The following is a 21,665-nucleotide window of genomic DNA, read 5'->3' on the forward strand; positions in this document are numbered from 1 at the left end:
TCGAACTTACAACCTAAAATAACTGTGGGAGCGAGCCTGCTCGCGAAGGCGATCTCACAGTCAACAACGATGTCGATTGATCGATAGCTTTCGCGAGCAGGCTCGCTCCCACAGGGGATCTGCAATATTTACAGGCCTTCGCTGAACACCCGGTCAAGCATGTCCACGAAGAAATCCACGCTCTGGCGCGATGTGACCATCGGCGGCTTGATCTTGAGAATGTTCAGATCATCTCCGGTCGGCTGCATGAAGATGCCCAGCTCACGCAGGCGATCACACAGTAGCGCGGTCTCTTCGGTCGCCGGTTCCAGCGTGTCGCGGTTGCGGATCAGTTCAAGCCCCAGATAAAACCCCGAACCATGCACCGCTCCCGCCAGCAGATGTTTATCGATCAACGCTTCGAGCCGCGCCTTGAAATGGCCACCGACCACCTGGGCGTTTTCCCAGAGTTTTTCTTCTTCCATGACATCCAGCACTGCCATGCCGATCTGGCAACTGACTGGGCTACCCCCTGCGGATGAGAAAAAATAGCCCTCGGCCTCCAGCGCCTCGGCGATTTCCCGCCGCGTGATCACCGCGCCCAGTGGCTGGCCGTTGCCCATGCCTTTGGCCATGGTGATGATGTCCGGCACCACGCCCTGTTCTTCAAAGCCCCAAAAGAAATGGCCCATGCGCCCGTAACCGACCTGCACTTCATCGGCGATGCACACGCCGCCTCGGGCGCGCACCAATGCATAGACCTGTTGCAGATACCCCGGCGGCAGCGAGATGCCACCGGCGTTGCCGTACACCGGCTCGCAAATGAACCCGGCCAATTGGCGCTTTTTCTCAGCCAGTTTGTGTAACTGCTGTTCGACGCTGCGCACGTAATCCGGCGCTGAATCGAGACCACGGAATTCACCACGATAAGTATTTGGCGCGGTCACCGGATGCACCCAGTCCGGGCGACTTTCGAGGGCTTTGGGGTTGTCGGCGATCGAAGTCGATACCGCATCGGCGCCGACCGTCCAACCGTGGTAGGCCTCCAGCACGCTGAGCATGTCGCGCCCGCCGCTGTAGGCCCAGGCCAGGCGAATCGCCAGATCGTTGGCCTCGCTGCCGCTGTTGACCAGAAACACCCGGTCCATGCCCTCCGGCGCCAGCTTCAGCAGGCGTTCGGAAAACTCGGCGACCGCCGCATAGTTGAACCGCGAATTGGTGTTGAGCAGCGACCACTGCCGCGCCGCCACCGCCGCCATGCGCGGGTGACCGTGACCGAGCACCGCGACGTTGTTGAGCATGTCGAGATAGGAACGACCGTGCATGTCGATCAGATGATTGCGCCAGCCGCGCTCGATACGCGGCGGGTCGACGTAATAGTGTTTTTGCGTGCGGGCGAAACTGGCATCGCGGCGTTCGAGCAGGGTTTTGCCGTCCAGTTCCGGCTCGGCATCACAGGCCAGCCCCAGCACCGTGGCCGGCGACGGGCACAGAGCCTGCCAAGCGGCTGCCCGCGAAGGACTGCAAAACAACGGCGCCGGCACCATTGCGTCTCGGCACAATTGCACCATCAACGGGCCGCTGACCGAACCCAGCGCCTGACCTTTGGCCAGCGTCGAACCGCTTGGCAACGAGGCCGTCACGCCCCACAGACGTACGCTGAGCAGCGGGCTGTCCAGACACAGCGCGCCGTCAGCCGTCTCGCGCAGGACAGCGGCGAACGGCGCTTGCACGACGCTGCCATGGGGAACACGCAGTTCAACGTGCAACGGGAAAGTCTGCGGCTCGACGGCGCTGTCAGGCTGTGTACGGGACAACCGATACTGACCATAACGGCTCGCCGCGAGGCCATGCACGGCCGCGGCTTCGTCCAACAGACGCTGATCAATACCCGTTTGCTGCCAGTTGCCGGCCTCGAAATGCGGGCTCAGTACACCCAGGTCGATCAGGGCAAACTCGCGTCCGACCAGGCTTGGCAGCAGCGCTGCAAAATCGCCACTGTTGATCGCCGGCAGGCTGTGCCCCAACGAGGTCAGGATCGCCGCTTCCATCAGCGCCAACGGCACCGAAGTGGCGACATGGAAAATTTCCCACTCGTGGCTGAGGTTGTCGCGGCTGTAGGTATTCGTTGGATCGATGCTGACCTGCTGCTCGCCACTGAGCACCAGCACCGCCGCGCGCGCGACGATCAACGGCCACAGCGCCTGCAATTCTTCATATTGCAGCGGATTGACCGCATGGTAGGCCTGCACCGCCGGGAGGATGACAAACGGATCGCCGTCGGCGTGATGCAGCAACGCGGCGCAAGTGACTGACAGATCGGTGATGCGCCAGGTGCGCACCAGATCGCCGAAATCGATCACGCCCTGCAACAGCCAGTGACGCTGGGCATTGCGCGTCCAGACGACATTGTCATCGGTGATGTCCATGTGGATCGCCTGCACCGGCAGTTTGTCTTGCAGCGGCTGCAAACGGCGCCCGGCCTGTTCGGCAGCCTCGGCGATCAATTTGCGTTGCTGTTCGTCCTTGATCACCGGCAAGAGATGCGCAATCAGCGCGCTGGCGTGGCGCGCGTCCCACTGCAAGGTACGCGCAAGGCCGGGATGGTCGAATCCGGCGAGGGCTAAATCCATCTCACCGCACAGCCGGCCGAAGTCTGCCACTACCTTGTGGCCAAGATGCTCGAGATGCGTCAGCGACTGGCCCTCGATGTAATCGAGCAGCCGCACGTGCACCGCTTCACCGTCGGCCTGCAGCGTCAGCAAGTCCTCGCCGTTTCTCGCTGCAATGACGCGCGGCACCGTAATCGCCGAGTGCTCGGCCAGATATTTCAGACCCGCGTGCTGGGCTTGCAGCTCCAGCAGTGCGTAATCACCCCGACAGACTTTCATCACAAAGCGCCCACGCGGGCTGTCGACACGGTAATTGAGATCCTGCTGACTGCCGAGTGCGTGCAGTGCGCCGCTGAGCCCGTAATGCTCCGCCAGCCATTGCTGCGCTTGCGCCTGCGAAACCTGCGGGCTGGGCAAACTGGCGCGGTGAATCAACGTGGCTAGCGGCATGGAACGACCCCTGAAATTTTATTAGGCGCTTATATCGCCATTGCTTCAAAGGTTGCGCAACCCCCAAGCGCACAAAGGCTTCACGGCGAATTGAATGCCAGCACTCGCGCCATCCGGCACTTTGCGCAAGAATGGCGGCCATTCACACCTGACTACGGAAATCCTCATGAATGTAATCACCACCGATCTGCCCGGTGTTCTGATCATCGAACCCAAGGTGTTTGGTGACGAGCGCGGTTTCTTCTACGAGAGTTTCAACGCCAAGGCGTTCCAGGACGCGACCGGCCTCGATACGCAATTCGTCCAGGACAACCATTCGCGCTCGCAAAAAGGCGTGCTGCGTGGCCTGCATTACCAACTGCAGAACACCCAGGGCAAACTGGTTCGGGTGACGGTCGGCGAGGTGCTGGACGTGGCCGTGGATATTCGTCGCAGCTCGCCGCACTTCGGCAAATCGGTGGCGGTGCGCCTGTCGGCGGAAAATCATCGCCAGCTGTGGGTGCCCGAAGGTTTTGCCCATGGTTTTGTGGTGTTGAGCGAGTTCGCCGAATTTCTTTACAAGACCACCAATTATTACGACCCGTCGTCCGAACGCAGCATCCGCTGGGACGATCCGGCGCTGGGCATCGACTGGCAACTGGACGAAGCGCCGAAACTGTCGGCCAAGGACCAGGCCGCTGCTCTGCTCAAGGACGCTGACGTCTTCGCTTGAGGCCGGGCATAATGCGCCTGTTACTTCAGGCGCAACCGGCTCATGAAACCGAATCTTCCCCGCAGACCCCGCTGGCGCAGCCTTGCTCTGCTCGCGCTGTGTCTGGCGCCGCTGTTGTGGCCGCTGGAGCATCTGGCCGAGCGCTATTACCGCAGCGAGCTGGCCGGGCAGAACCGTCAGACCCTTGACCTGTACGTCGCCAACCTGCTCGGCACCCTGCACCGCTACGAAGTGTTGCCGCAGATTCTCGGCGACTTGCCGGCGCTGCGGGCCGTGCTTGGCGCGCCGGATGATGGCGTCAGCCAAGGCAATGCCAATCGCCTGCTGAAGAACATCGCCGCGCAGACCGGCGCAGAAGTGATGTACCTGATGGACACCAGCGGCCAGACGCTGGCGGCGTCGAACTGGGACAAACATGACAGCTTCGTGGGCCGTAATTTTTCCTTCCGCCCGTACTTCAGTGAAGCCATGGCCGGGCGCCTCGGGCGTTTCTTCGGTCTCGGCACGACATCTGCCAAGCGCGGTTACTTCTTCGCTGCCGCTGTGCGCAACGGTGAAAAAGTCATTGGCGTGCTGGTGATCAAGGTCGACCTCGACCATACCGAAAGCCTGTGGGGCAAAACCCCGGAACAACTGTTGGTCACCGACCACAACGGTGTAGTGATTCTCACCTCGCGGCCGGAATGGCGATTCCGCTCGACACGCAATCTGAGCGACAGCGAACGCTCGGCGATCACCGCGATCCAGCCGTACCCGACGCGTGAGCCGCGGCCGCTGAATCTCAGCGCCGACGCCTGGCTGATCCAGACTCATGACATCGCCGAAACCGGTTGGAGCGTCAGCATTCTCGCACCGCGCACGCTGATCGACCGCCCGGTGCGCACCGTCGTCGCGATTGGCGGGGCGACGCTGCTGGTGGTGATGCTGCTGGTGGGTTTGATGATGCAGCGTCGGCGGCATTATCTGGAGCGCATCGCCTTCGAGGCCAAGGCACGGCGCGAGCTGGAAGGTCGGGTTGCCGAGCGCACCAGCGACCTCGAAGGCCTCAACCGACGCCTGAAGCAGGAAGTGCTCGAACGTGAAACCGCGCAGCAGGAGTTGGTCCGCGCGCAAGATGATCTGGTTCAGGCCGGCAAACTGTCGGCGCTGGGTACGATGTCGGCGAGCATCAGCCATGAACTCAATCAGCCGCTGGCGGCGATCCGCAGCTACGCGGAAAACGCCGAGGTGTTGCTCGATCATCAGCGCACCGACGACGCGCGCGGCAATCTCAAACTGATCAGCGAACTGACCGGGCGCATGGCCTCGATCATCGCTCACCTGCGCGCCTTCGCCCGGCGCGACCGCCACGCCCCGGAAAGCGTCGCCCTGCAACCGGCACTGGACGATGCGCTGGCCCTGCTGGCCAAGCGTCGGCGCAGCATGGAAGTCGAACTGATCCGCGATCTGCCCGCCGCCACGCTGTGGGTCGAGGCTGGTGAAACCCGCTTGCGCCAAGTCCTCGGTAACCTGCTCGCCAACGCCCTCGACGCCCTGACGGAAAAAGGTCCGCCGCGCAAACTGTGGCTGAGTGCCGAATCCACTGCCGACGGCGTCAATCTGTACATTCGCGACAACGGCCCGGGGTTCTGCATGGAAGCCCTTGGCCGGGCCAGCGAGCCCTTCTACACCACCAAGACCCGCACGCAGGGTCTGGGCCTGGGGCTGGCCATTTGTGAAACGCTGATGCGCGCCTTCGGCGGTGAACTGTCGTTCGCCAACCACAAGCAAGGTGGCGCCCTGATTACCCTGCGGCTGCGCGCCGGCGCGCCCGGGGTCAGCCTGCAACCCTCCGAGGACCGAAGTGCATGACCATCGACAATCGCATTCAGGTGGTGTTGATCGACGACGATCCGCACCTGCGTCAGGCCCTCGGCCAGACGCTGGATCTGGCCGGCCTGAAAATTCTGCCCTTGTCTGAAGCCAAGGGTCTGGCCGCGCAATTGGAGCGCGACTGGCCGGGCGTGGTGGTCAGCGACATTCGCATGCCGGGCATGGACGGCCTCGAACTGCTGAGCGAATTGCACGCACAGGACCCGGAGCTGCCGGTGTTGCTGATCACCGGCCATGGCGACGTGCCGCTGGCGGTGCAGGCGATGCGTGCCGGCGCTTATGACTTTCTCGAAAAACCCTTCGCCAGCGACGCTCTGCTCGACAGCGTCCGCCGTGCGCTCGCCCTGCGTCGGCTGGTTCTGGATAACCGCAGCCTGCGTCTGGCCCTCAGCGATCGCAATGAACTGAGCGCGCGGCTGGTCGGGCATTCGACGCCGATGTTGCGTCTGCGCGAGCAGATCGGCGCGCTGGCGGCGACCAAAGCTGACGTGCTGATTCTTGGCGAAACCGGCGCCGGCAAAGAAGTGGTCGCCCGCGCCCTGCATGACTTGTCCAGCCGCCGCAACGGCCCTTTCGTGGCGATCAACGCCGGCGCACTGGCCGAATCGGTAGTGGAAAGCGAACTGTTCGGCCACGAACCCGGCGCGTTCACCGGCGCGCAAAAACGCCGGATCGGCAAGTTCGAATTCGCCAACGGCGGCACGCTGTTTCTCGATGAAATCGAGAGCATGAGCCTGGACGTGCAGGTCAAATTGCTGCGCATGTTGCAGGAGCGCGTCGTCGAACGACTCGGTGGCAATCAACTGATCCCGCTGGACATCCGCGTCATCGCCGCAACCAAGGAAGACCTGCGCCAGGCTGCCGATCAGGGGCGTTTCCGTGCCGATTTGTACTACCGCCTCAACGTTGCGCCGCTGCGCATTCCGCCGCTGCGCGAACGCGGCGAAGATGCGCTGCTGCTGTTCCAGCACTACGCCGATGAAGCCAGCGCCCGCCACGGTCTGCCACCCCATGAACTGCAACCGGCACAACGCGCCTTGCTGCTGCGTCACACCTGGCCGGGCAATGTGCGTGAACTGCAAAACGCCGCCGAACGCTTTGCCCTCGGTCTGGAACTGGCGCTGGACAACGGCGCCGAAGGCAGCGCCGGCGCACCGATCGAAGTCGTCAGCGGCGGGCTTAGCGAGCAAGTGGAAAACTTCGAAAAAACCCTGATCGCCGCAGAACTGGCACGCTCACACAGCTCGGTGCGCAGCCTCGCCGAAGCCCTGGGCATTCCGCGCAAGACGCTGCACGACAAGTTGCGCAAACATGGCCTCAACTTCGGTGACAGCAGCCAGGGGGACGAAAGCGAATGAGCGGTAACACTGACTATCTGCAATCGGTTCTGCACCACGACATCCCGCTGACCGCCGAGATGGGCCTCACGGTACTCGAGTGGCGCGAACAGCAACTGAGCCTGCACTTGCCGCTCGCGCCCAACGTCAATCACAAGAGCACGATGTTTGGTGGCAGCCTCTACTGCGGCGCGGTGCTGGCCGGTTGGGGCTGGCTGCATTTGCGCTTGAAAGAAGAAGGGATTACCGACGGGCACATTGTGATTCAGGAAGGGCAGATCAGTTATCCACTGCCGGTGACCGGCGATGCCACGGCGATTTGTCCGGCCCCCGAAGCGAAAGTCTGGAAGAAGTTTCTGGCGATGTATCAGCGCTATGGACGGGCGCGGCTGACGCTTGATACGCGGATCGTCAATCAGGGCAGTGAAGAGCATGCCGTGACGTTTACCGGGCAGTACGTTTTGCACCGCTGAAGATCAAAAGCCCCTCACCCTAACCCTCTCCCCGAGGGAGAGGGGACTGATTGGGGGATGCTTCAGAAGTACACCGACCTGGAAGGCGCTTTGCTGAATCCACAATCGACGTGATCTTTCAGGTCGATGTATGACGCAAGACAACTCGATCGGCTCCCTCTCCTGGGGGAGAGGGCTGGGGTGAGGGCAATCCCGGATCAGAACCTTAACCTCGAGCCAACTCCAACAACCGCCCACGCCACGAAGCCTTCGCCGGCAACGCCAAAAAGAACTCATTCAACAGCGATTCCCGCGCTGGATAACAAAACGCTTCGCCCCGCAGATCCAGCACCTCGCCCCCCGCGCCTTCCAGCACGCCCTGTGCCGCCGCCGTGTCCCACTGCGAAGTCGGCGCCAGTCGCGGATAACAATCCGCTGCGCCTTCCGCCAGCAAACAGAACTTCAGCGAGCTGCCAATGTTGGCCAGCTGCAACTCGCCCAGACTGGCACTCAGCCCGGCCAGCAATCGCTCCTGCTCGGGGCTCGAGTGTCGGCGGCTGGCAACCACGGTGAAGGCTTCGCCCGGTTGCAGCGTTTCACGCACCTGGATTGCCACCGGCGTACCGTGCTTGTCGCAACGCCACGCCCCCAACCCGGTGCCGCCGACGTAGTAGCGACCACTGGTCGGCATTGACACCACACCAAACACAACCCGGCCGTTCTCGATCAAGGCAATGTTGACGGTAAATTCTTCACTGCCACTGATGAATTCCTTGGTACCGTCCAGCGGGTCCACCAACCACCAGCGCTGCCAGCCGGCGCGCACGCTTTGCGCGATATTGGCGTCTTCTTCCGACAACACCGGAATGCTCGGGTCCAGCGCGGTCAGCCCATCGACTATCACGTGATGCGCGGCCATGTCGGCTGCGGTCACCGGTGAATCGTCGGACTTTGCCGTGACTTCAACGCCCGCGCGCCAGAACGGCAGAATCTCCTCGCCAGCCTGTAATGCCAGGGCAACAACAGGTGCCATCAACGGGTGGGGGAAATTCATCGTCATCTCACTCAAGATTAAAAGAGCCGCGCTGAGTCAACAGGTCACGCGTCAGATACAGCGCCGCCAATGCGCGCCCCTCGGAAAATTGCGGATTGAGCGCCAGTGCCGACAGCTCGCGCAGGTTGACCTTGTCGACGCGCATCGGCTCAGGCTCGTCGCCCTCCAGGCGCTCCTCGTACAGATCAGTGGCCAGCACCACCTGAATCTTCTGGCTCATGTAACCGGGCGACAACGACAGCTCGGTCAGATGTTCCAGTTGCCGCGCGCCGAAACCGGCCTCTTCCTTGAGCTCGCGCTCGGCGGCTGCCAGTACATCCTCGCCCGGCTCGATCAGGCCTTTGGGCAAGGATAATTCGTAGGCATCGGTACCGCCGCAATACTCTTCGACCAGCACCGCATGTTCGGCATCGAGCATCGCCACGATCATCACCGCGCCGTAGCCCGCACCTTTGCCGACCAGCCGCTCGTATGTGCGTTCCACACCATTGGAAAAGCGCAGCTTGAGTTCTTCGACCGCGAACAGACGACTGGTGGCGACGATCTCGCGGGCGAGTACGGTGGGTTTCTGGCGCATGCAAAGCTCCTTGGCGTGAACGCGCTACTATAACGCGGCTTTCCCGATTGTTTACCTCGGATATCCTTCTACCGCTCGAGACGTTGCCATGCCTTCATTACCGTGGTCCGACATCGATACCGTCCTGCTCGACATGGACGGCACGTTGCTGGATCTGCACTTCGACAATCACTTCTGGCTCGAACATCTGCCCCAGCGTTACGCCGAACTGCATGGGGTCAGCCGGGCCATGGCCGAGATGGAACTGCAGCCGCTGTTCGAGCGCCACGCCGGCCAGTTGCAGTGGTACTGCCTGGACTTCTGGAGCGCCGAACTGAAACTGTCGGTGCGCGAACTGAAACAGGAAACCGCGCATCTGATCGCTTTGCGCCCGGATGCCGACACCTTTCTCGAGGCGATCAAACGCGCCGGCAAACGAGTGATCATGATCACCAATGCGCACCGTGACTCGCTGTCGCTGAAACTGGAGCGGATCGAACTGGCGCCGTACTTCGAACGGCTGATCAGCTCCCACGATTATGGGTACCCGAAGGAAAATCCGCAGTTCTGGAATGCCTTGCAGGCGGACATCGGTTTTGACCCGGCACACAGCTTGTTCATCGACGACACCTTGCCGATTCTGCGCAGTGCGCGGGATTTTGGCGTGGCGCATCTGCTCGCAGTGAAACAACCGGACAGTCGCAAGGGACCGAAGGACACCGCCGAGTTTGCTGCGGTCGAGGACTATCGGGATTTGATTGCCGGGCTGTGAAACGGCAGTGCGCCCTTCGCGAGCAGGCTCGCTCCCACAGGGAGATGCGTTTCCCAGTGGGAGCGAGCCTGCTCGCGAAAGCGGTTTCGAAAGTTATTCAGGAATACGCAGTGTCTGGCCTGGATAGATCTTGTCCACATCCTTGAGCATCGGTTTGTTGGCCTCGAAGATCTTGTTGTACTGGTTGGCGTTGCCATATACCGCGAGGGAAATCGCGCTGAGGGTGTCGCCTTTCTTCACCACGACAAATCGCGCCGCCGCAACCACCGGCCCGGTCACAGTGATCTGGTCATCGACGCTGCCAACCCCTTCAATGTTGCCCACCGCCAGCAGAATCTTCTCTTTCTCTTCCTGACTGGCGACTTCACCGGTCACCGTAACCTTGTCGCCGTCCACGGTCGCCTGTACGTTGGGATTGCCCAGCCCGACCTTGCTGATGTGTTCCTTCAACTGCTCGCTGGCATTGGCATTGCCGGGTGTCAGCAGATCCAACAGCTTTTCACCGGCTTCCTTCACAAAGCTCAAAAGACTCATAGCGCACACTCCTTGATTTGGGTTCCAGACGCCCAAGCCTAGACCACCCCGGCCAAACCCGATTCCAGTCCGACCAATGACCCTGTGCGCACGCACGCGGTAGAATCGCCTACCCCGCCAACCTTTCCCGGAGCGAAGATGGACATCAAGCAACTGAAATTCCTCATCGCCCTCGACGAAACCCGTCACTTCGGCCAAGCCGCTGCACGTTGCCACATCACCCAGCCGACCTTGTCGATGCGCCTGCGCAGCCTGGAAGAGGAACTCGACCTGCCGCTGGTCAATCGTGGTCAGCGCTTTGAAGGTTTCACCGCGCCGGGCGAACGCGTGCTGGCGTGGGCGCGCACGGTACTGGCGGCTTATGACGGCTTGCAGGCGGAAGCAGCGGCGTGTCGCGGCAATCTGATCGGCACGTTGCGCCTGGGCGTCGTGCCGCTGTCGAGTTTCGATCCGCTGCCGTTGATGCAACGCCTGCACGCTGCGCACCCGGAGTTGCGTTTTGAATTGTCATCGCTGAGTTCCGAGCAGGTCCTCGAGCATCTGGCCAACAATCGCATCGACATCGGCGTGTCGTATCTAGAGCGCCTGGACAGCGAGCGCTTTGATTCGCTGGCCTTCGACGAAACGCGCATGGGCCTGCTTTACGATCAGCGTTCTTTCACCTTTGGCGACGAGCCGCTGAGCTGGGAAGCGCTGATCGAACTGCCGCTGTGCATGCTCACCAGCGGCATGCATTTTCGCCAGTCCATCGACCACAACTTCCACAGCCGCGGCCTGACCCCAAAGCCATTGCTGCAAACCGACGCCGTGCACCAATTGTTACAGGCCGTACATGGCGGCTTTTGCTGCGCGATCATGCCGCTGGATGGCGGTGCCGAAACCCTGGCCGATCACCTGCGCCTGCAACCGATCGAAAATGCACGCACCCTGGCGCCGCTGGGCCTGATCATGCGTCGTGGCGCGCCGCGTTCGGCGCTGGCGGAAGCCTGTTTCGCGCTGTATCAAAAATCGCCAAAACAGGCTTGATCGACGGCATCTATCGGTAGATCGGTAATAGCGATTAGACGCGACATCTTGCCGCGCCTAGTCTTGACCTAGATCAAACCGTCGGTGATGCCATGAACGCCAAGCGCCCAGCCTGCGCGGCGCCAGCCCTCGAAACGCCCGCGCCTGCCGCCAGCCAGACCTACAGCTACAGCGATTTGCCCCGCGAGGAATCGGCCAGCACTGCGCTGGCCGAAGAAGTCGCGTTGGCGATCGCCTACAACGGCATCAGCCAGGCGGTGATGCTGGTGACGCCGACGGATCTGGAAGACTTTATCGTCGGCTTCAGCCTCGGCAGCGGCATCATCGCCGACGACAGCGATATCTACGATCTGCAACTGACCGGCTCAGGCTCGGCGCAATACGCGCAGGTGACCATCGCCAATCGCGCCTTCTGGAACCTCAAGCAACAGCGTCGGCAATTGGCCGGCACCAGTGGTTGCGGTTTGTGCGGTGTGGAAGCGGTGGAACAGGCGCTGCCGGATCTCAAGGTCTTGCCCGGCGCGCCGCTGCCGCCGATTGCCTGGCTCGACGGCCTGCGCCAGCGCATCGGCGCGTTTCAGCCGTTGGGTCAACATTGTGGTGCGGTGCATGCCGCGGTGTTCATGAATGCCAGCGGCGAGTTGCTGCTCGGTCGCGAAGACATTGGCCGGCACAACGCACTCGACAAGCTGATCGGCGGACTGATTCGGCAGAAGATTTCCACCGAGGGCGGGCTGGCGATCGTCACCAGCCGTTGCAGTCTCGAACTGATCCAGAAGGTCCTTCGTGCCGGTATCCAGACCCTTGTCAGTCTGTCGGCACCGACCGGGCTTGCCGTGCAATGGGCACGGCGCCACAACCTCAATCTCATCCACCTGCCGCAGAAAAGTGCGCCGCGGGTGTACAGCCCCGCGATGGAGAATCAAGCGTGAGCCAACATCATCAAGCCGACCAGAAACCTGTCCCGCGCTACAAGCCTTACAAAGGTGCCGCCGGCGGCTGGGGTGCCCTGATCAGCGTGGCCCAGGCCTGGTTGACCAGCGACAATGCGCTGAAGAACCTGCGCATGATGCTCAAGACCAACCAGAACGGCGGCTTCGACTGCCCCGGTTGCGCGTGGGGCGATTCGCCGGAAAGCGGCATGGTCAAGTTTTGCGAAAACGGCGCCAAAGCGGTGAACTGGGAAGCGACCAAGCGCCGCGTGGACGCGAAGTTCTTCGCCAAACACAGCGTCACTGCGTTGCTGGAGCAGAGCGACTACTGGCTGGAATATCAGGGCCGTTTGACTGAACCGATGGTCTACGACGCTGAAACCGATCGCTACAAGCCGATCAGTTGGGAAGATGCTTTTGCCCTGATCGGCAAGCATTTGCGCAATCTGCCGAGCCCGGATCAGGCCGAGTTCTACACCTCCGGTCGTGCCAGCAACGAAGCGGCGTACCTGTATCAGCTGTTCGTGCGCGCTTATGGCACCAACAATTTCCCTGACTGCTCGAACATGTGCCACGAGGCCAGCGGTGTCGCACTGGCGCAAAGTGTCGGCGTCGGCAAAGGCACGGTGACGTTCGATGATTTCGAGCACGCCGATGCGATTTTCGTCTGGGGTCAGAACCCTGGCACCAACCATCCGCGGATGCTTGAGCCATTGCGTGAAGCGGTGAAGCGCGGCGCGCAAGTGGTGTGCATCAACCCGTTGAAGGAACGCGGCCTGGAACGTTTCCAGCACCCGCAACACCCGATCGAAATGCTCACCAACGGCGACAAGCCGACCAACACCGCGTATTTCCGCCCGGCACTGGGCGGCGACATGGCGGTGCTGCGCGGCATGGCCAAGTTTCTGCTGCAATGGGAACGCGACGCGCAGAAGGCCGGCGAGCCGGCGATTTTCGATCACGACTTCCTCAATGCACACAGCGCCAATGTGCTCGAATACCTCGGTGTGGTCGATGACACATCGTGGGAGCAGATCGTCGAGCAATCGGGCCTGACCCTGGTCGAAATCGAACAAGCCGCGCGCATGTACGCCAAAGGCAAAAACGTGATCATGTGCTGGGCGATGGGCATCACCCAGCATCGCCATTCAGTGCCGACCATCCAGGAAATTGCCAACCTGATGCTGCTGCGCGGCAACATCGGCAAGCCGGGCGCCGGCCTGTGCCCGGTGCGTGGCCACAGTAACGTGCAGGGCGACCGCACCATGGGCATCAATGAGCGTCCGCCGGTGGCGTTCCTCGATTCGCTGGAGCGACGCTTCCAGTTCAAGGTGCCGCGCCACAATGGGCACAACGTGGTCGAGGCGATCCATGCGATGGCCGAAGGCCGCGCCAAGGTGTTCATCGGTCTGGGTGGCAACTTCGCCCAGGCCACGCCGGACAGCCCACGCACCTTCCAGGCGCTGCGTAATTGCGACCTGACCGTGCAGATCAGCACCAAGCTCAACCGCAGCCACTTGGCTCACGGCAAAGACGCGCTGATCCTGCCGTGCCTGGGCCGTACCGACATCGATATCCAGAGCGAAGGCCCGCAAGCGGTCACCGTGGAAGACTCGTTCAGCATGGTTCACGCCTCCAACGGCCAGTTGCAGCCGCTGTCGAACCAGATGCGCTCGGAGCCGTCGATCATTGCCGGCATCGCCGCCGCGACATTGGGCAGCAAGCCGGTGGACTGGAACTGGCTGGTCGCCGATTACGCACGCATTCGCGAACTGATTGCCGACACCATTCCGAACTTCAAGGACTTCAACGAGAAGGTGAAAAACCCGGGTGGTTTCTACCTCGGCAACAGCGCCGGCGCACGCAAGTGGAACACGCCGTCGGGCAGGGCCAATTTCCGTCCGAACCTGCTGCCCGTGGATCTGGTGCACGAACGCACCCGTGCTACCGGACAGCTGCCTGACCTGATCCTGCAATCGATGCGTTCCCACGACCAGTACAACACCACCATTTACGGTCTCGATGATCGTTATCGCGGCGTCAAAGGCCAACGCGACGTGTTGTTCGTCAATGAGGCCGACATCATTAGGCTGGGCTTCCGTCCGGGGCAGAAGGCTGACATCGTGTCGCTGTGGGACGATGGCCGCGAGCGCCGGGTGAAAGGTTTTACATTGTTGGCGTTCGATATTCCTGCCGGGCAAGCGGCGGCGTACTATCCGGAAGTCAATCCGCTGGTGCCGCTGGAAAGTACCGGTGATGGCAGCCACACGCCGACGTCGAAGTTCATTGCGATCCGGCTGGAAGCGGCGAGTGAGACTGGGTTGATCATGGCTAAATCGGCCTGAAGGGGTGTCAGTACCGGCCTATTCGCGAGCAAGCTCGCTCCCACATTGGAATCCGTTTCAAATGTGGGAGCGAGCTTGCTCGCGAAGGCGCTGGGACATTCAATACATTTCTTCCTGCCTGCAAGTTTTGAACGCCCACAAAAAAGGCCGTTTTTGCATTAAAACGACCTGTCCGAAGTAGCTAAAGACCGGCGAAAATCGGTTAAGTTCCGGTGAAAAAACAGTAACTTGCGATATTGTATACAAGTCGTGTTATTCGTCGGATTTTGATTGTCATGCCCATTGCAGAGCCTCAGGATCGGCGCCGTCATCCCTTTGAGGCTCATCCTCTATGAAGTTCTCCTCGATTCTCTTGTTGTCCCTTGGCCTGGTCAGTGGCTTCGCTTCTGCCGGCGGCACCACCGAAGCAGGTGTGGGCGGCGCATTGGGCGGGGTTCTTGGCTCGGTCGTCGGTCAATCTCTAGGCGGCAATACAGGTTCCACCATCGGCGCAGCCCTGGGCGGCGCGGGTGGTAGCGCGGTCGGCGCCGACAAACGCAGCCGTGGCGAAGCCGCCATTGGCGGTGCATTGGGCGCGGCCGGTGGTAACGTCGTTGGTCGCAGTCTGGGTGGCACCACCGGCAGCCTGATCGGCTCCGCGGCAGGTGGCGGTGCAGGGGGCGCGCTGGGCAACTACATGGGTAACAAGAGCGATGACGATGATCGTCATTACGACCGTCGCGATGATCGCCGTTACTATCGCGATCGTGGTCACCCAGGCCGTGGCCACGCTTACGGCCACCGCAAGCATCACAAGTACTATCGCCACCGCTAAGGCGCAGGCTTGAACAAAAATCGCAGCCCGAGGGCTGCGATTTTTTTTGCCCGTTTCAAACGTCCAATCGCTCAAGCGCTGTGCGCAAACCGGGCGGAATCGGCACCGGCTGATTGCTCGCCCGATCCACGAAAACATGAACAAAGCGTCCGGCCGCACAGGCCTCTGCCTCGCCGACCTTGAACACGGCTAATTCGTACTGCACCGAACTGTTGCCCAGCTTGCCGACGCGCAGTCCGATTTCAATCAGGTCCGGGAAGGCGATCGAGGCGAAATAATCGCAGGCTGAACTGACCACAAAACCGACCACTTCGCCATCATGGATATCCAGACCGCCGACCTGGATCAGATACGTGTTCACGGCGGTGTCGAAGAAGCTGTAGTAAGTAACGTTATTGACGTGGCCGTAGGCGTCGTTGTCGTGCCAGCGCGTGGTGATGGGCTGGAAGTGCGGATAGTCGGTGCGTTGGGGGGTCGGGTTGGACATTGATCAGCAATTCCCAAATAGTGTGGCTGGTATTAAAACCGAAGCGCCCCTTTCGCGAGCAAGCTCGCTCCCACAAGAAACCGAGAGTCAATGTGGGAGCGAGCTTGCTCGCGAAGGCGATTATCTGCGCCCTATTATTCAGTGATCAGCAAACCTCTTGCCCTGCGCCGCCAATTCGCCAATCAACCGCGCCGGCTTCCACTGATCACCCTGGCGCGTTTCCAGCGCCAGCAGGCGTTGATGAATATCCGCCAGCCCTTGCTGATCCGCCCAGGCCATCGGCCCGCCCTTGTCGACCGGGAAGCCGTAACCGTTCAGGTACACCAGATCGATGTCATGGGCCGACTCGGCAATGCCTTCCTGAAGAATCTTCGCGCCCTCGTTGACCAGCGCCAACAGGCAACGCTCGAGGATTTCCTCAGGTCCGATGTCGCGGCGCTGGAAACCCAGCCCTTCGCTGACCTGCAACACCAGTGCGTCGACTTCAGGGTCATGCTCAGCCTGCCGACTACCGGGTTCGTAATGGTAATAACCGTTGCCGGATTTCTGCCCGAAGCGGCCCAGCTCGCACAGACGGTTATCGACCTGCACTTCTGGCGCATCCTGACCCTTGCCCGCCAGTTCGCGGGCACGCCATTCCAGATCGATGCCGACCACGTCGTACATGCGGAACGGCCCCATGGCGAAACCGAAACCCTGCAGCGCTGCATCAACCTGATGCGGGTAGGCACCTTCGAGCAGCATCTTGCGCGCTTCCAGCACGTACGGATGCAACATGCGATTGCCAATGAAGCCATGGCAATTTCCAGATACCACGCTGACCTTGCCCATGCGCTTGCCCAGCGCCAGTGCCGCCTGCAGCACGGCTGGCGAGGTCTGCGCACCGCGGACGATCTCCAGCAGTTTCATGATGTGCGCCGGGCTGAAGAAGTGCAGGCCCAGCACTTGCTCCGGACGGCGGGTGGCCGCAGCGATCGCATCGATATCCAGCGCCGAAGTATTGCTGGCCAGCAGTGCTTCAGGTTTGAGCAGGCCATCCAGCTCGCGAAAGATTTTCTGCTTGAGCTCGAGATTTTCGTACACCGCTTCGATTACCAGATCGACATTGCGTATCGCCGCATAGTCGGCGGCGGCACTGACCCGGGCGATGCGCGCGTCAGCCTCGGCCTGATCGATCCGTCCCTGGCGCACGTTGTGCGCGTAAGTTTCGGCGACAGCGGCGAGCGCCTGTTCGAGCATCTGTGGATTGTTATCCACCCATTGCACCGCAACGCCGGCATTGGCCAGGCACATGACAATGCCGCGGCCCATGGTACCCGCACCGATCACCGCGGCTTGCTGAATATCGAAGGATGTCTGGCTCATGTTGTTCTCTTGTTGGCGATCCAAAGACTGGATTCACCATAGTCAGCCGATGACGCTTTTTGAAGTTTATTACCGTGATGGTTGGTATTCAGCGCATGGATACAGACTCGCTCCCACAACGTCCCGGTCACCCAGTTAGATTGTCAGCGGCCCAACTGCGCACTTCAGCGTAGGGATACTCCTCCAGCGCCGCGAATCCGGAAATCGTCCGCGCCTTGAGTTTGGTGAACAGCGGCACGCTGATCCCGCACAAGAATCGCGTCAGCCGCTCGGCCGTTGGCACTGAGCCGGTGTGCTGCTCGTGCTTGTGGATAAATTCGCCACACAGCTGCGCAAATTTTTCATCCACAAGCGCTGGCAGTTCCGGCACTGCTGGCAACCGTGCAACGTGGCCGTGACACACCGAACAATGCCCACACTGTTGCGGAGCATTGTGGTCGCCGAAGTATTCGGCCAGGCGATAACCCAGGCAGCGTTCGCTGGCGAACATCGCAAGCATGGCGTGAATGCGAGTGATTTCAGCGTGTTCATGGCGGGTGAAATAGTCGTGTAACTCTGCGCTCAAGTCTTCGCTGTCGAAATCGCTGCGCAGCAGGCTGTAGACGTCGGTCATCTGCTTGCTTTCCAGCTCGATCCAGCCTTTTTCCTGAAAATAATCCAGCGCCTTCACCACCCGGCTGCGCTCGGCGGAATATTGCGTATACATCGCGTCGAAATTCACCGTGGCCCACGAACGTGCACGGGTTGAGGTCTGGATCAGTGCGGCAACGAAGTCCCGGCGTTCGCCGTCGAAACGCTCAAGCAGTACCTCCGGCTCCAGCAAGTATTTGAAGCGGTAGTCGGCGTAATAGGCGTAGCGCGGCGCGATCAAACCGCGCAGCTCCAGCTGAACCAACAAGGTCTTCAGCGGCAACGAGCGGATGTTGCTCTGATCCGCCAGCGGTCCGAGCATGAACTCCCACTGCTCCTGCACTGCCGAGGCCTTGATTTCATCCAGCACGTAACGAATGCCTTCACGCTCCGGGGTGTCACCGTAGACGAAGTTTTCCAGCACGTTGAGGCTGTCACGATTGGCCAATACCAGGCAATCGGATGGCTGCCCGTCACGACCGGCGCGGCCGATTTCCTGACTGTAGTTTTCGATGGACTTGGGCAGGTCAAAATGCACCACGTTGCGAATGTCGCTCTTGTCGATGCCCATGCCGAACGCGATGGTTGCCACGATGCAATTGGACTGCCCGGCCATGAAGCGTTTCTGGATCGCTTCGCGTTTGTCATGAGGCAGACCGGCGTGATACGCCTCGGCCTGAATGCCATTGCGTTCAAGGTGCTCGGCGATGTCTGCGGCGGTTTTCTGCAAGGTCACGTAGACGATGCTTGGCTGCCCCGCTCGCGCGTTCATCCACTCCACCAGACGCCGGCGCTTGTCTTCACCGCGCACCGGTTCGACCAGCAGATTGAGGTTGGGCCGGTAGAAGCCGGTGGTTACTACATCTTCTTCTGCGATATTGAATTTGGCCTGCATGTCGGCGATGACATTCGGCGTTGCCGTAGCCGTCAGCAACAGGGCTTGCGGGATGTTGAACTGACGTTGGTAGTCCGGCAGCTTGAGGTAGTCGGGCCGGAAATTGTGGCCCCACTCGGAAATACAGTGCGCTTCGTCCACGACCAATAACGAGATGGGCACCTGCTGCAGAAAGTTGCGAAAGCGCTCGTTCTTCAAGCGCTCTACCGAGACCATGAGGATCTTCAATTCACCTGAGCGGGCGCGAGCCATCACCGCACTGGCGTCATCACGGTTCTGCGCCGAATCGATGCTGCCGGCCGAGATGCCATGGCGCTGCAAAAAGGCCAGTTGATCCTGCATCAACGCCAGCAGCGGCGACACCACCAGCGTCAGGTGCGGCAACAACAGCGCCGGCAGTTGATAGCAAATCGACTTGCCGGAACCGGTGGGGAAAATAGCCGCCGTCGAGCGCCCGGCCAGCACCGCACTGATCGCGGCTTCTTGTCCGGGTCGAAACTGTGAGAAACCAAAAACCTGTTCCAGGGTGTTGTGCATTCGCTGTCACTCCGTTGACTGCTGCCATGCCAACAGCCTAGCGGGCGATTGCAGCGAGTCGAGAAAAGGTCGGGGTCAAATCGATTCGGAATGATACCGCGTGGTGAAACGCTCAACGCAAGCGCACGCGGAACGCGATTAAAAAGAGCCGATTCCGTTCAAGCGAGTGTCAGACGCCTGGACACTTCCTACTGGATCCGAGGCACACGTTATGAAGGTCGATCACGAATCGTCTGCCTCACAAGTAGGAATATTCACTGGTCGATTCTTTGGCAAAACAAACCGCGAAAACGTGTAGGAATGATCGCTCAATTGACGAAAAAGTCCCTACGAAAGCTGTCCACTGCGGCTGTCTTGTCTCACCGTAAAACGTCCTTCTATAGTGACCGGCGCGGCCTGACACACCACCAGCCCGCCCGGACGCCTCAGCACAGGACACGCCTGACCATGATCAACCGCTACCGCCCGCTCAAGACCCGTTACAGCGAAAACCCCGTCCTGCTTATCGACAGCCATGCCAGCCCGCGCGACCTTATCGACGCCGCCGATCAGCGCTTGCGCGCCGCCAGTGACCTGCTGGAAACACTTTACTGCCTGTGTTTCAAACAGGCCGATGTGAAAGACATTCCCAATATCGTCAACGCACTTTATTTATTGGTACAGGACGGTTGCGACTTGCTTGAAGTCGCCAAACAGAACTCACCACAAACAACTTATAACTAAACAGCACTACAAACGCAGAAACAACAGAACGCTTTATTTATTAACCCAACCACCACTAACTTGTTTGCTCTTACAACTAACCAAGGGCAACACAATGACTGTTTTAACAATCTTCTTCTGCGGCACCGGCTCGAACAAGTTTGATGTCACCCATGAAAACTTCTGGGACGGCGAACTGGTTTCGACACTGGCCGCCAACCATGCGGGCCGCGAGTTCGCCGAATGGATCGTCGTCGACGGACCGGGCAGCGGTAACCTGCAAGCCGACGATCTGTTCACCAAAACCGTGGAATATGGCCTCACCGGCACGCTGTTTGGCAAAGGCTGGGAAGAAAACGTGCAGCATGCCATGAATATCATCAAGGGCAAATGCAGCTGGCAGCGCGAACAACTTACCGAACAAGAATACAACCGTCTGAAAGCCGCCGGCATTCCTATCGACGATGTAAAAGTCGAAGGCTCGTGGCTCTGGCGTAAATATAACTACGGCGAACGCAGCGTGACCCAGCAAACGTTACAAGAGCAAATTATCAAGACATTCCGCAAGGACGGCGTAATCCCGACCCAGGTCAATCTGGTGGGCTGGAGCCGTGGCGGGATCAGCTGCCATATGTTGGCGAACGCGATGTTGAATGATCCACAGCTGAAACATATTCCGGTGAATGTCTTTGCGCTTGATCCTGTGCCGGGCATTGGCAACTTCCAGGACCAACGCGTCAGGCTCGGTGCCAACGTTAAAGAGTACGTCGCGTTCTATGCCCGCGATGAGCGCTCCAAAGGCTTCAGCTGCGTCATTCCACAGACCACGGTCGGCACCAAAACCTCCATCTACCCAATGGCCGGCCGCCACGCGACCATGGCCGGCAACGCCACCGCCGCCGGTGGCGTACCGACCAGCAGCAGCGATCTGAAAACCTTCATCGAACCGGGCCGCGTCGTCCGCCACTTCGCCGAAACCTGCCTCACACGCTGGGGCGTGCAACTGAACAAAACCCTGAACCTCAGCGAAACCGACCTGCTGCGCCTCACCGGCGCCATTGCCAGCGACGAAGCGCGCTACAAACTGATGCACAAGGTTTCCTACACCTACTTCACCGAACTCGATCAAGGCGAACGCTATGTGTCGCTGGGCAGCAAAGGCGTGCCGTTCTCGGCGGTGAAGGGTTCGATCTACACGCCGGCAACGGGATTGACGACCAGCGTGCTGGAGTTGGCGGCGTATAAACATCTGCGTTGAAAAGTGAAGAGCCGTTGATAGCAACGTCCGATGAGATCTTCATACCGGTCCTACGCAGGCAGACTCTTTGTCTTCTATCGGGGTTTGGGGAGGAAACCTATAGTCGTGGCTGTCGCTGCCAAATCAGCGGCTCGGGCTTGGTCACCCGATTGGATCGTGTATACGCATGCGCTGTATGCTGCGGGCACTCAATTGCCTGCAGTTTATGGTGACTGTGTTTGGGACACCTTCGGGTGTGCCGGGTATGTGCACGATCCTCACCGGTTGACCAACCCGAACACAGTTGCCTCCTGTCGCTTGGTCACGATGTGGTGGCTTCATTTGAAGCATTTGAGGATCCATCA

18 protein-coding genes are annotated in these 21,665 nt (G+C 60.4%); 11 read left to right on the top strand and 7 right to left on the bottom strand.

Going from position 1 to position 21,665, the window contains the following annotated elements:
• Positions 1-128: 128 nt before the first annotated feature.
• Positions 129-3,041, bottom strand: a complete 2,913-nt coding sequence (locus V6F91_RS14860) for an aminotransferase (RefSeq protein ID WP_332765636.1) — start codon at positions 3,039-3,041, stop codon at positions 129-131.
• A 166-nt stretch (positions 3,042-3,207) separates the two neighbouring features.
• On the opposite strand from V6F91_RS14860, the gene rfbC reads away from it, so the two are divergent.
• Genes rfbC through V6F91_RS14880 form a run of 4 tightly spaced genes read left to right on the top strand, consistent with a single transcriptional unit; the run spans position 3,208 to position 7,435 of the window.
• The gene (gene rfbC, locus V6F91_RS14865; protein ID WP_034151902.1) at positions 3,208-3,753 is read left to right on the top strand and encodes a dTDP-4-dehydrorhamnose 3,5-epimerase; all 546 of its coding nucleotides are present in this window, start codon (positions 3,208-3,210) and stop codon (positions 3,751-3,753) included.
• Positions 3,754-3,795: 42 nt separating this feature from the next.
• The gene (locus V6F91_RS14870; RefSeq protein ID WP_332765639.1) at positions 3,796-5,604 is read left to right on the top strand and encodes a sensor histidine kinase; all 1,809 of its coding nucleotides are present in this window, start codon (positions 3,796-3,798) and stop codon (positions 5,602-5,604) included.
• Positions 5,601-6,983, top strand: coding sequence for a sigma-54 dependent transcriptional regulator (locus tag V6F91_RS14875; protein WP_332765641.1), 1,383 nt, complete (start codon positions 5,601-5,603; stop codon positions 6,981-6,983). Before V6F91_RS14870 ends, V6F91_RS14875 begins: the two co-directional genes overlap by 4 nt.
• Complete coding sequence (locus tag V6F91_RS14880; RefSeq protein ID WP_332765643.1) at positions 6,980-7,435, top strand: YiiD C-terminal domain-containing protein; 456 nt, start codon at positions 6,980-6,982, stop codon at positions 7,433-7,435. The genes V6F91_RS14875 and V6F91_RS14880 overlap by 4 nt, the downstream gene beginning before the upstream one ends.
• A gap of 205 nt (positions 7,436-7,640) precedes the next feature.
• Here the strand turns inward: V6F91_RS14880 and cysQ are convergent, their stop codons facing one another.
• Positions 7,641-8,474 (bottom strand): 3'(2'),5'-bisphosphate nucleotidase CysQ, encoded by an 834-nt coding sequence (gene cysQ / locus V6F91_RS14885; RefSeq protein ID WP_332765881.1) that lies wholly within the window; start codon positions 8,472-8,474, stop codon positions 7,641-7,643.
• 1 nt (position 8,475) lies between these two features.
• A complete protein-coding gene (gene nudE / locus V6F91_RS14890) occupies positions 8,476-9,045 on the bottom strand; it encodes an ADP compounds hydrolase NudE (protein WP_090288331.1) in 570 nt (189 codons plus the stop codon).
• A gap of 88 nt (positions 9,046-9,133) precedes the next feature.
• Between nudE and yrfG the strand changes: the two genes are divergently transcribed.
• On the top strand, positions 9,134-9,796 hold the full coding sequence (gene yrfG / locus V6F91_RS14895) for a GMP/IMP nucleotidase (RefSeq protein WP_332765645.1): 663 nt from the start codon (positions 9,134-9,136) through the stop codon (positions 9,794-9,796).
• Between the two features lie 93 nt (positions 9,797-9,889).
• On the opposite strand, the gene lysM is transcribed toward yrfG, so the two are convergent.
• Positions 9,890-10,330: a peptidoglycan-binding protein LysM gene (gene lysM / locus V6F91_RS14900; protein WP_332765647.1), complete on the bottom strand. Its 441-nt coding sequence runs from the start codon at positions 10,328-10,330 to the stop codon at positions 9,890-9,892.
• 138 nt (positions 10,331-10,468) lie between these two features.
• On the opposite strand from lysM, the gene V6F91_RS14905 reads away from it, so the two are divergent.
• The 4 genes from V6F91_RS14905 (at position 10,469) to V6F91_RS14920 (ending at position 15,447) form a co-directional block, all read left to right on the top strand.
• Positions 10,469-11,356: a LysR family transcriptional regulator gene (locus V6F91_RS14905; protein ID WP_332765650.1), complete on the top strand. Its 888-nt coding sequence runs from the start codon at positions 10,469-10,471 to the stop codon at positions 11,354-11,356.
• A 92-nt stretch (positions 11,357-11,448) separates the two neighbouring features.
• Entirely contained in the window at positions 11,449-12,288 is an 840-nt protein-coding gene (gene fdhD, locus V6F91_RS14910) for a formate dehydrogenase accessory sulfurtransferase FdhD (protein WP_332765652.1), read from the top strand.
• Positions 12,285-14,633, top strand: a complete 2,349-nt coding sequence (locus V6F91_RS14915; protein ID WP_332765654.1) for an FdhF/YdeP family oxidoreductase — start codon at positions 12,285-12,287, stop codon at positions 14,631-14,633. The genes fdhD and V6F91_RS14915 overlap by 4 nt, the downstream gene beginning before the upstream one ends.
• Positions 14,634-14,964: 331 nt before the next feature.
• On the top strand, positions 14,965-15,447 hold the full coding sequence (locus tag V6F91_RS14920; protein WP_332765656.1) for a glycine zipper domain-containing protein: 483 nt from the start codon (positions 14,965-14,967) through the stop codon (positions 15,445-15,447).
• Positions 15,448-15,502: 55 nt separating this feature from the next.
• Here the strand turns inward: V6F91_RS14920 and V6F91_RS14925 are convergent, their stop codons facing one another.
• The 3 genes from V6F91_RS14925 to V6F91_RS14935 all read right to left on the bottom strand — a co-directional run bounded on the left by V6F91_RS14925 (position 15,503) and on the right by V6F91_RS14935 (position 19,361).
• Positions 15,503-15,934: a thioesterase family protein gene (locus V6F91_RS14925; protein ID WP_332765658.1), complete on the bottom strand. Its 432-nt coding sequence runs from the start codon at positions 15,932-15,934 to the stop codon at positions 15,503-15,505.
• A gap of 138 nt (positions 15,935-16,072) precedes the next feature.
• Positions 16,073-17,299 carry a 3-hydroxyacyl-CoA dehydrogenase gene (locus V6F91_RS14930; RefSeq protein ID WP_332765661.1) on the bottom strand — a complete coding sequence of 409 codons (1,227 nt, stop codon included), beginning with the start codon at positions 17,297-17,299 and terminating at the stop codon, positions 16,073-16,075.
• Between the two features lie 127 nt (positions 17,300-17,426).
• Positions 17,427-19,361 (bottom strand): ATP-dependent DNA helicase RecQ, encoded by a 1,935-nt coding sequence (locus V6F91_RS14935; RefSeq protein WP_332765663.1) that lies wholly within the window; start codon positions 19,359-19,361, stop codon positions 17,427-17,429.
• A gap of 447 nt (positions 19,362-19,808) precedes the next feature.
• Here V6F91_RS14935 and V6F91_RS14940 point away from each other — a divergent pair, with 447 nt between their 5' ends.
• Together V6F91_RS14940 and V6F91_RS14945 are read left to right on the top strand one after the other, a co-directional pair.
• Positions 19,809-20,084 (top strand): hypothetical protein, encoded by a 276-nt coding sequence (locus V6F91_RS14940; protein ID WP_332765882.1) that lies wholly within the window; start codon positions 19,809-19,811, stop codon positions 20,082-20,084.
• A 94-nt stretch (positions 20,085-20,178) separates the two neighbouring features.
• Positions 20,179-21,321, top strand: coding sequence for a hypothetical protein (locus tag V6F91_RS14945; protein ID WP_332765665.1), 1,143 nt, complete (start codon positions 20,179-20,181; stop codon positions 21,319-21,321).
• Positions 21,322-21,665: the final 344 nt, after the last annotated feature.

It is taken from the genome of Pseudomonas koreensis (assembly GCF_036668835.1).
GTDB lineage: Bacteria > Pseudomonadota > Gammaproteobacteria > Pseudomonadales > Pseudomonadaceae > Aquipseudomonas > Aquipseudomonas koreensis_I.

Coding starts and splice junctions, on each gene's coding strand:
- V6F91_RS14920 (WP_332765656.1), top strand. CDS start 14,965: ATGAAGTTCTCCTCGATTCTCTTGTTGTCCCTTGGCCTGGTCAGTGGC.
- V6F91_RS14925 (WP_332765658.1), bottom strand. CDS start 15,934: ATGTCCAACCCGACCCCCCAACGCACCGACTATCCGCACTTCCAGCCC.
- V6F91_RS14860 (WP_332765636.1), bottom strand. CDS start 3,041: ATGCCGCTAGCCACGTTGATTCACCGCGCCAGTTTGCCCAGCCCGCAG.
- V6F91_RS14945 (WP_332765665.1), top strand. CDS start 20,179: ATGACTGTTTTAACAATCTTCTTCTGCGGCACCGGCTCGAACAAGTTT.
- V6F91_RS14875 (WP_332765641.1), top strand. CDS start 5,601: ATGACCATCGACAATCGCATTCAGGTGGTGTTGATCGACGACGATCCG.
- V6F91_RS14930 (WP_332765661.1), bottom strand. CDS start 17,299: ATGAGCCAGACATCCTTCGATATTCAGCAAGCCGCGGTGATCGGTGCG.
- V6F91_RS14940 (WP_332765882.1), top strand. CDS start 19,809: ATGATCAACCGCTACCGCCCGCTCAAGACCCGTTACAGCGAAAACCCC.
- V6F91_RS14880 (WP_332765643.1), top strand. CDS start 6,980: ATGAGCGGTAACACTGACTATCTGCAATCGGTTCTGCACCACGACATC.
- cysQ (WP_332765881.1), bottom strand. CDS start 8,474: ATGACGATGAATTTCCCCCACCCGTTGATGGCACCTGTTGTTGCCCTG.
- nudE (WP_090288331.1), bottom strand. CDS start 9,045: ATGCGCCAGAAACCCACCGTACTCGCCCGCGAGATCGTCGCCACCAGT.
- V6F91_RS14905 (WP_332765650.1), top strand. CDS start 10,469: ATGGACATCAAGCAACTGAAATTCCTCATCGCCCTCGACGAAACCCGT.
- lysM (WP_332765647.1), bottom strand. CDS start 10,330: ATGAGTCTTTTGAGCTTTGTGAAGGAAGCCGGTGAAAAGCTGTTGGAT.
- V6F91_RS14935 (WP_332765663.1), bottom strand. CDS start 19,361: ATGCACAACACCCTGGAACAGGTTTTTGGTTTCTCACAGTTTCGACCC.
- fdhD (WP_332765652.1), top strand. CDS start 11,449: ATGAACGCCAAGCGCCCAGCCTGCGCGGCGCCAGCCCTCGAAACGCCC.
- rfbC (WP_034151902.1), top strand. CDS start 3,208: ATGAATGTAATCACCACCGATCTGCCCGGTGTTCTGATCATCGAACCC.
- V6F91_RS14870 (WP_332765639.1), top strand. CDS start 3,796: ATGAAACCGAATCTTCCCCGCAGACCCCGCTGGCGCAGCCTTGCTCTG.
- yrfG (WP_332765645.1), top strand. CDS start 9,134: ATGCCTTCATTACCGTGGTCCGACATCGATACCGTCCTGCTCGACATG.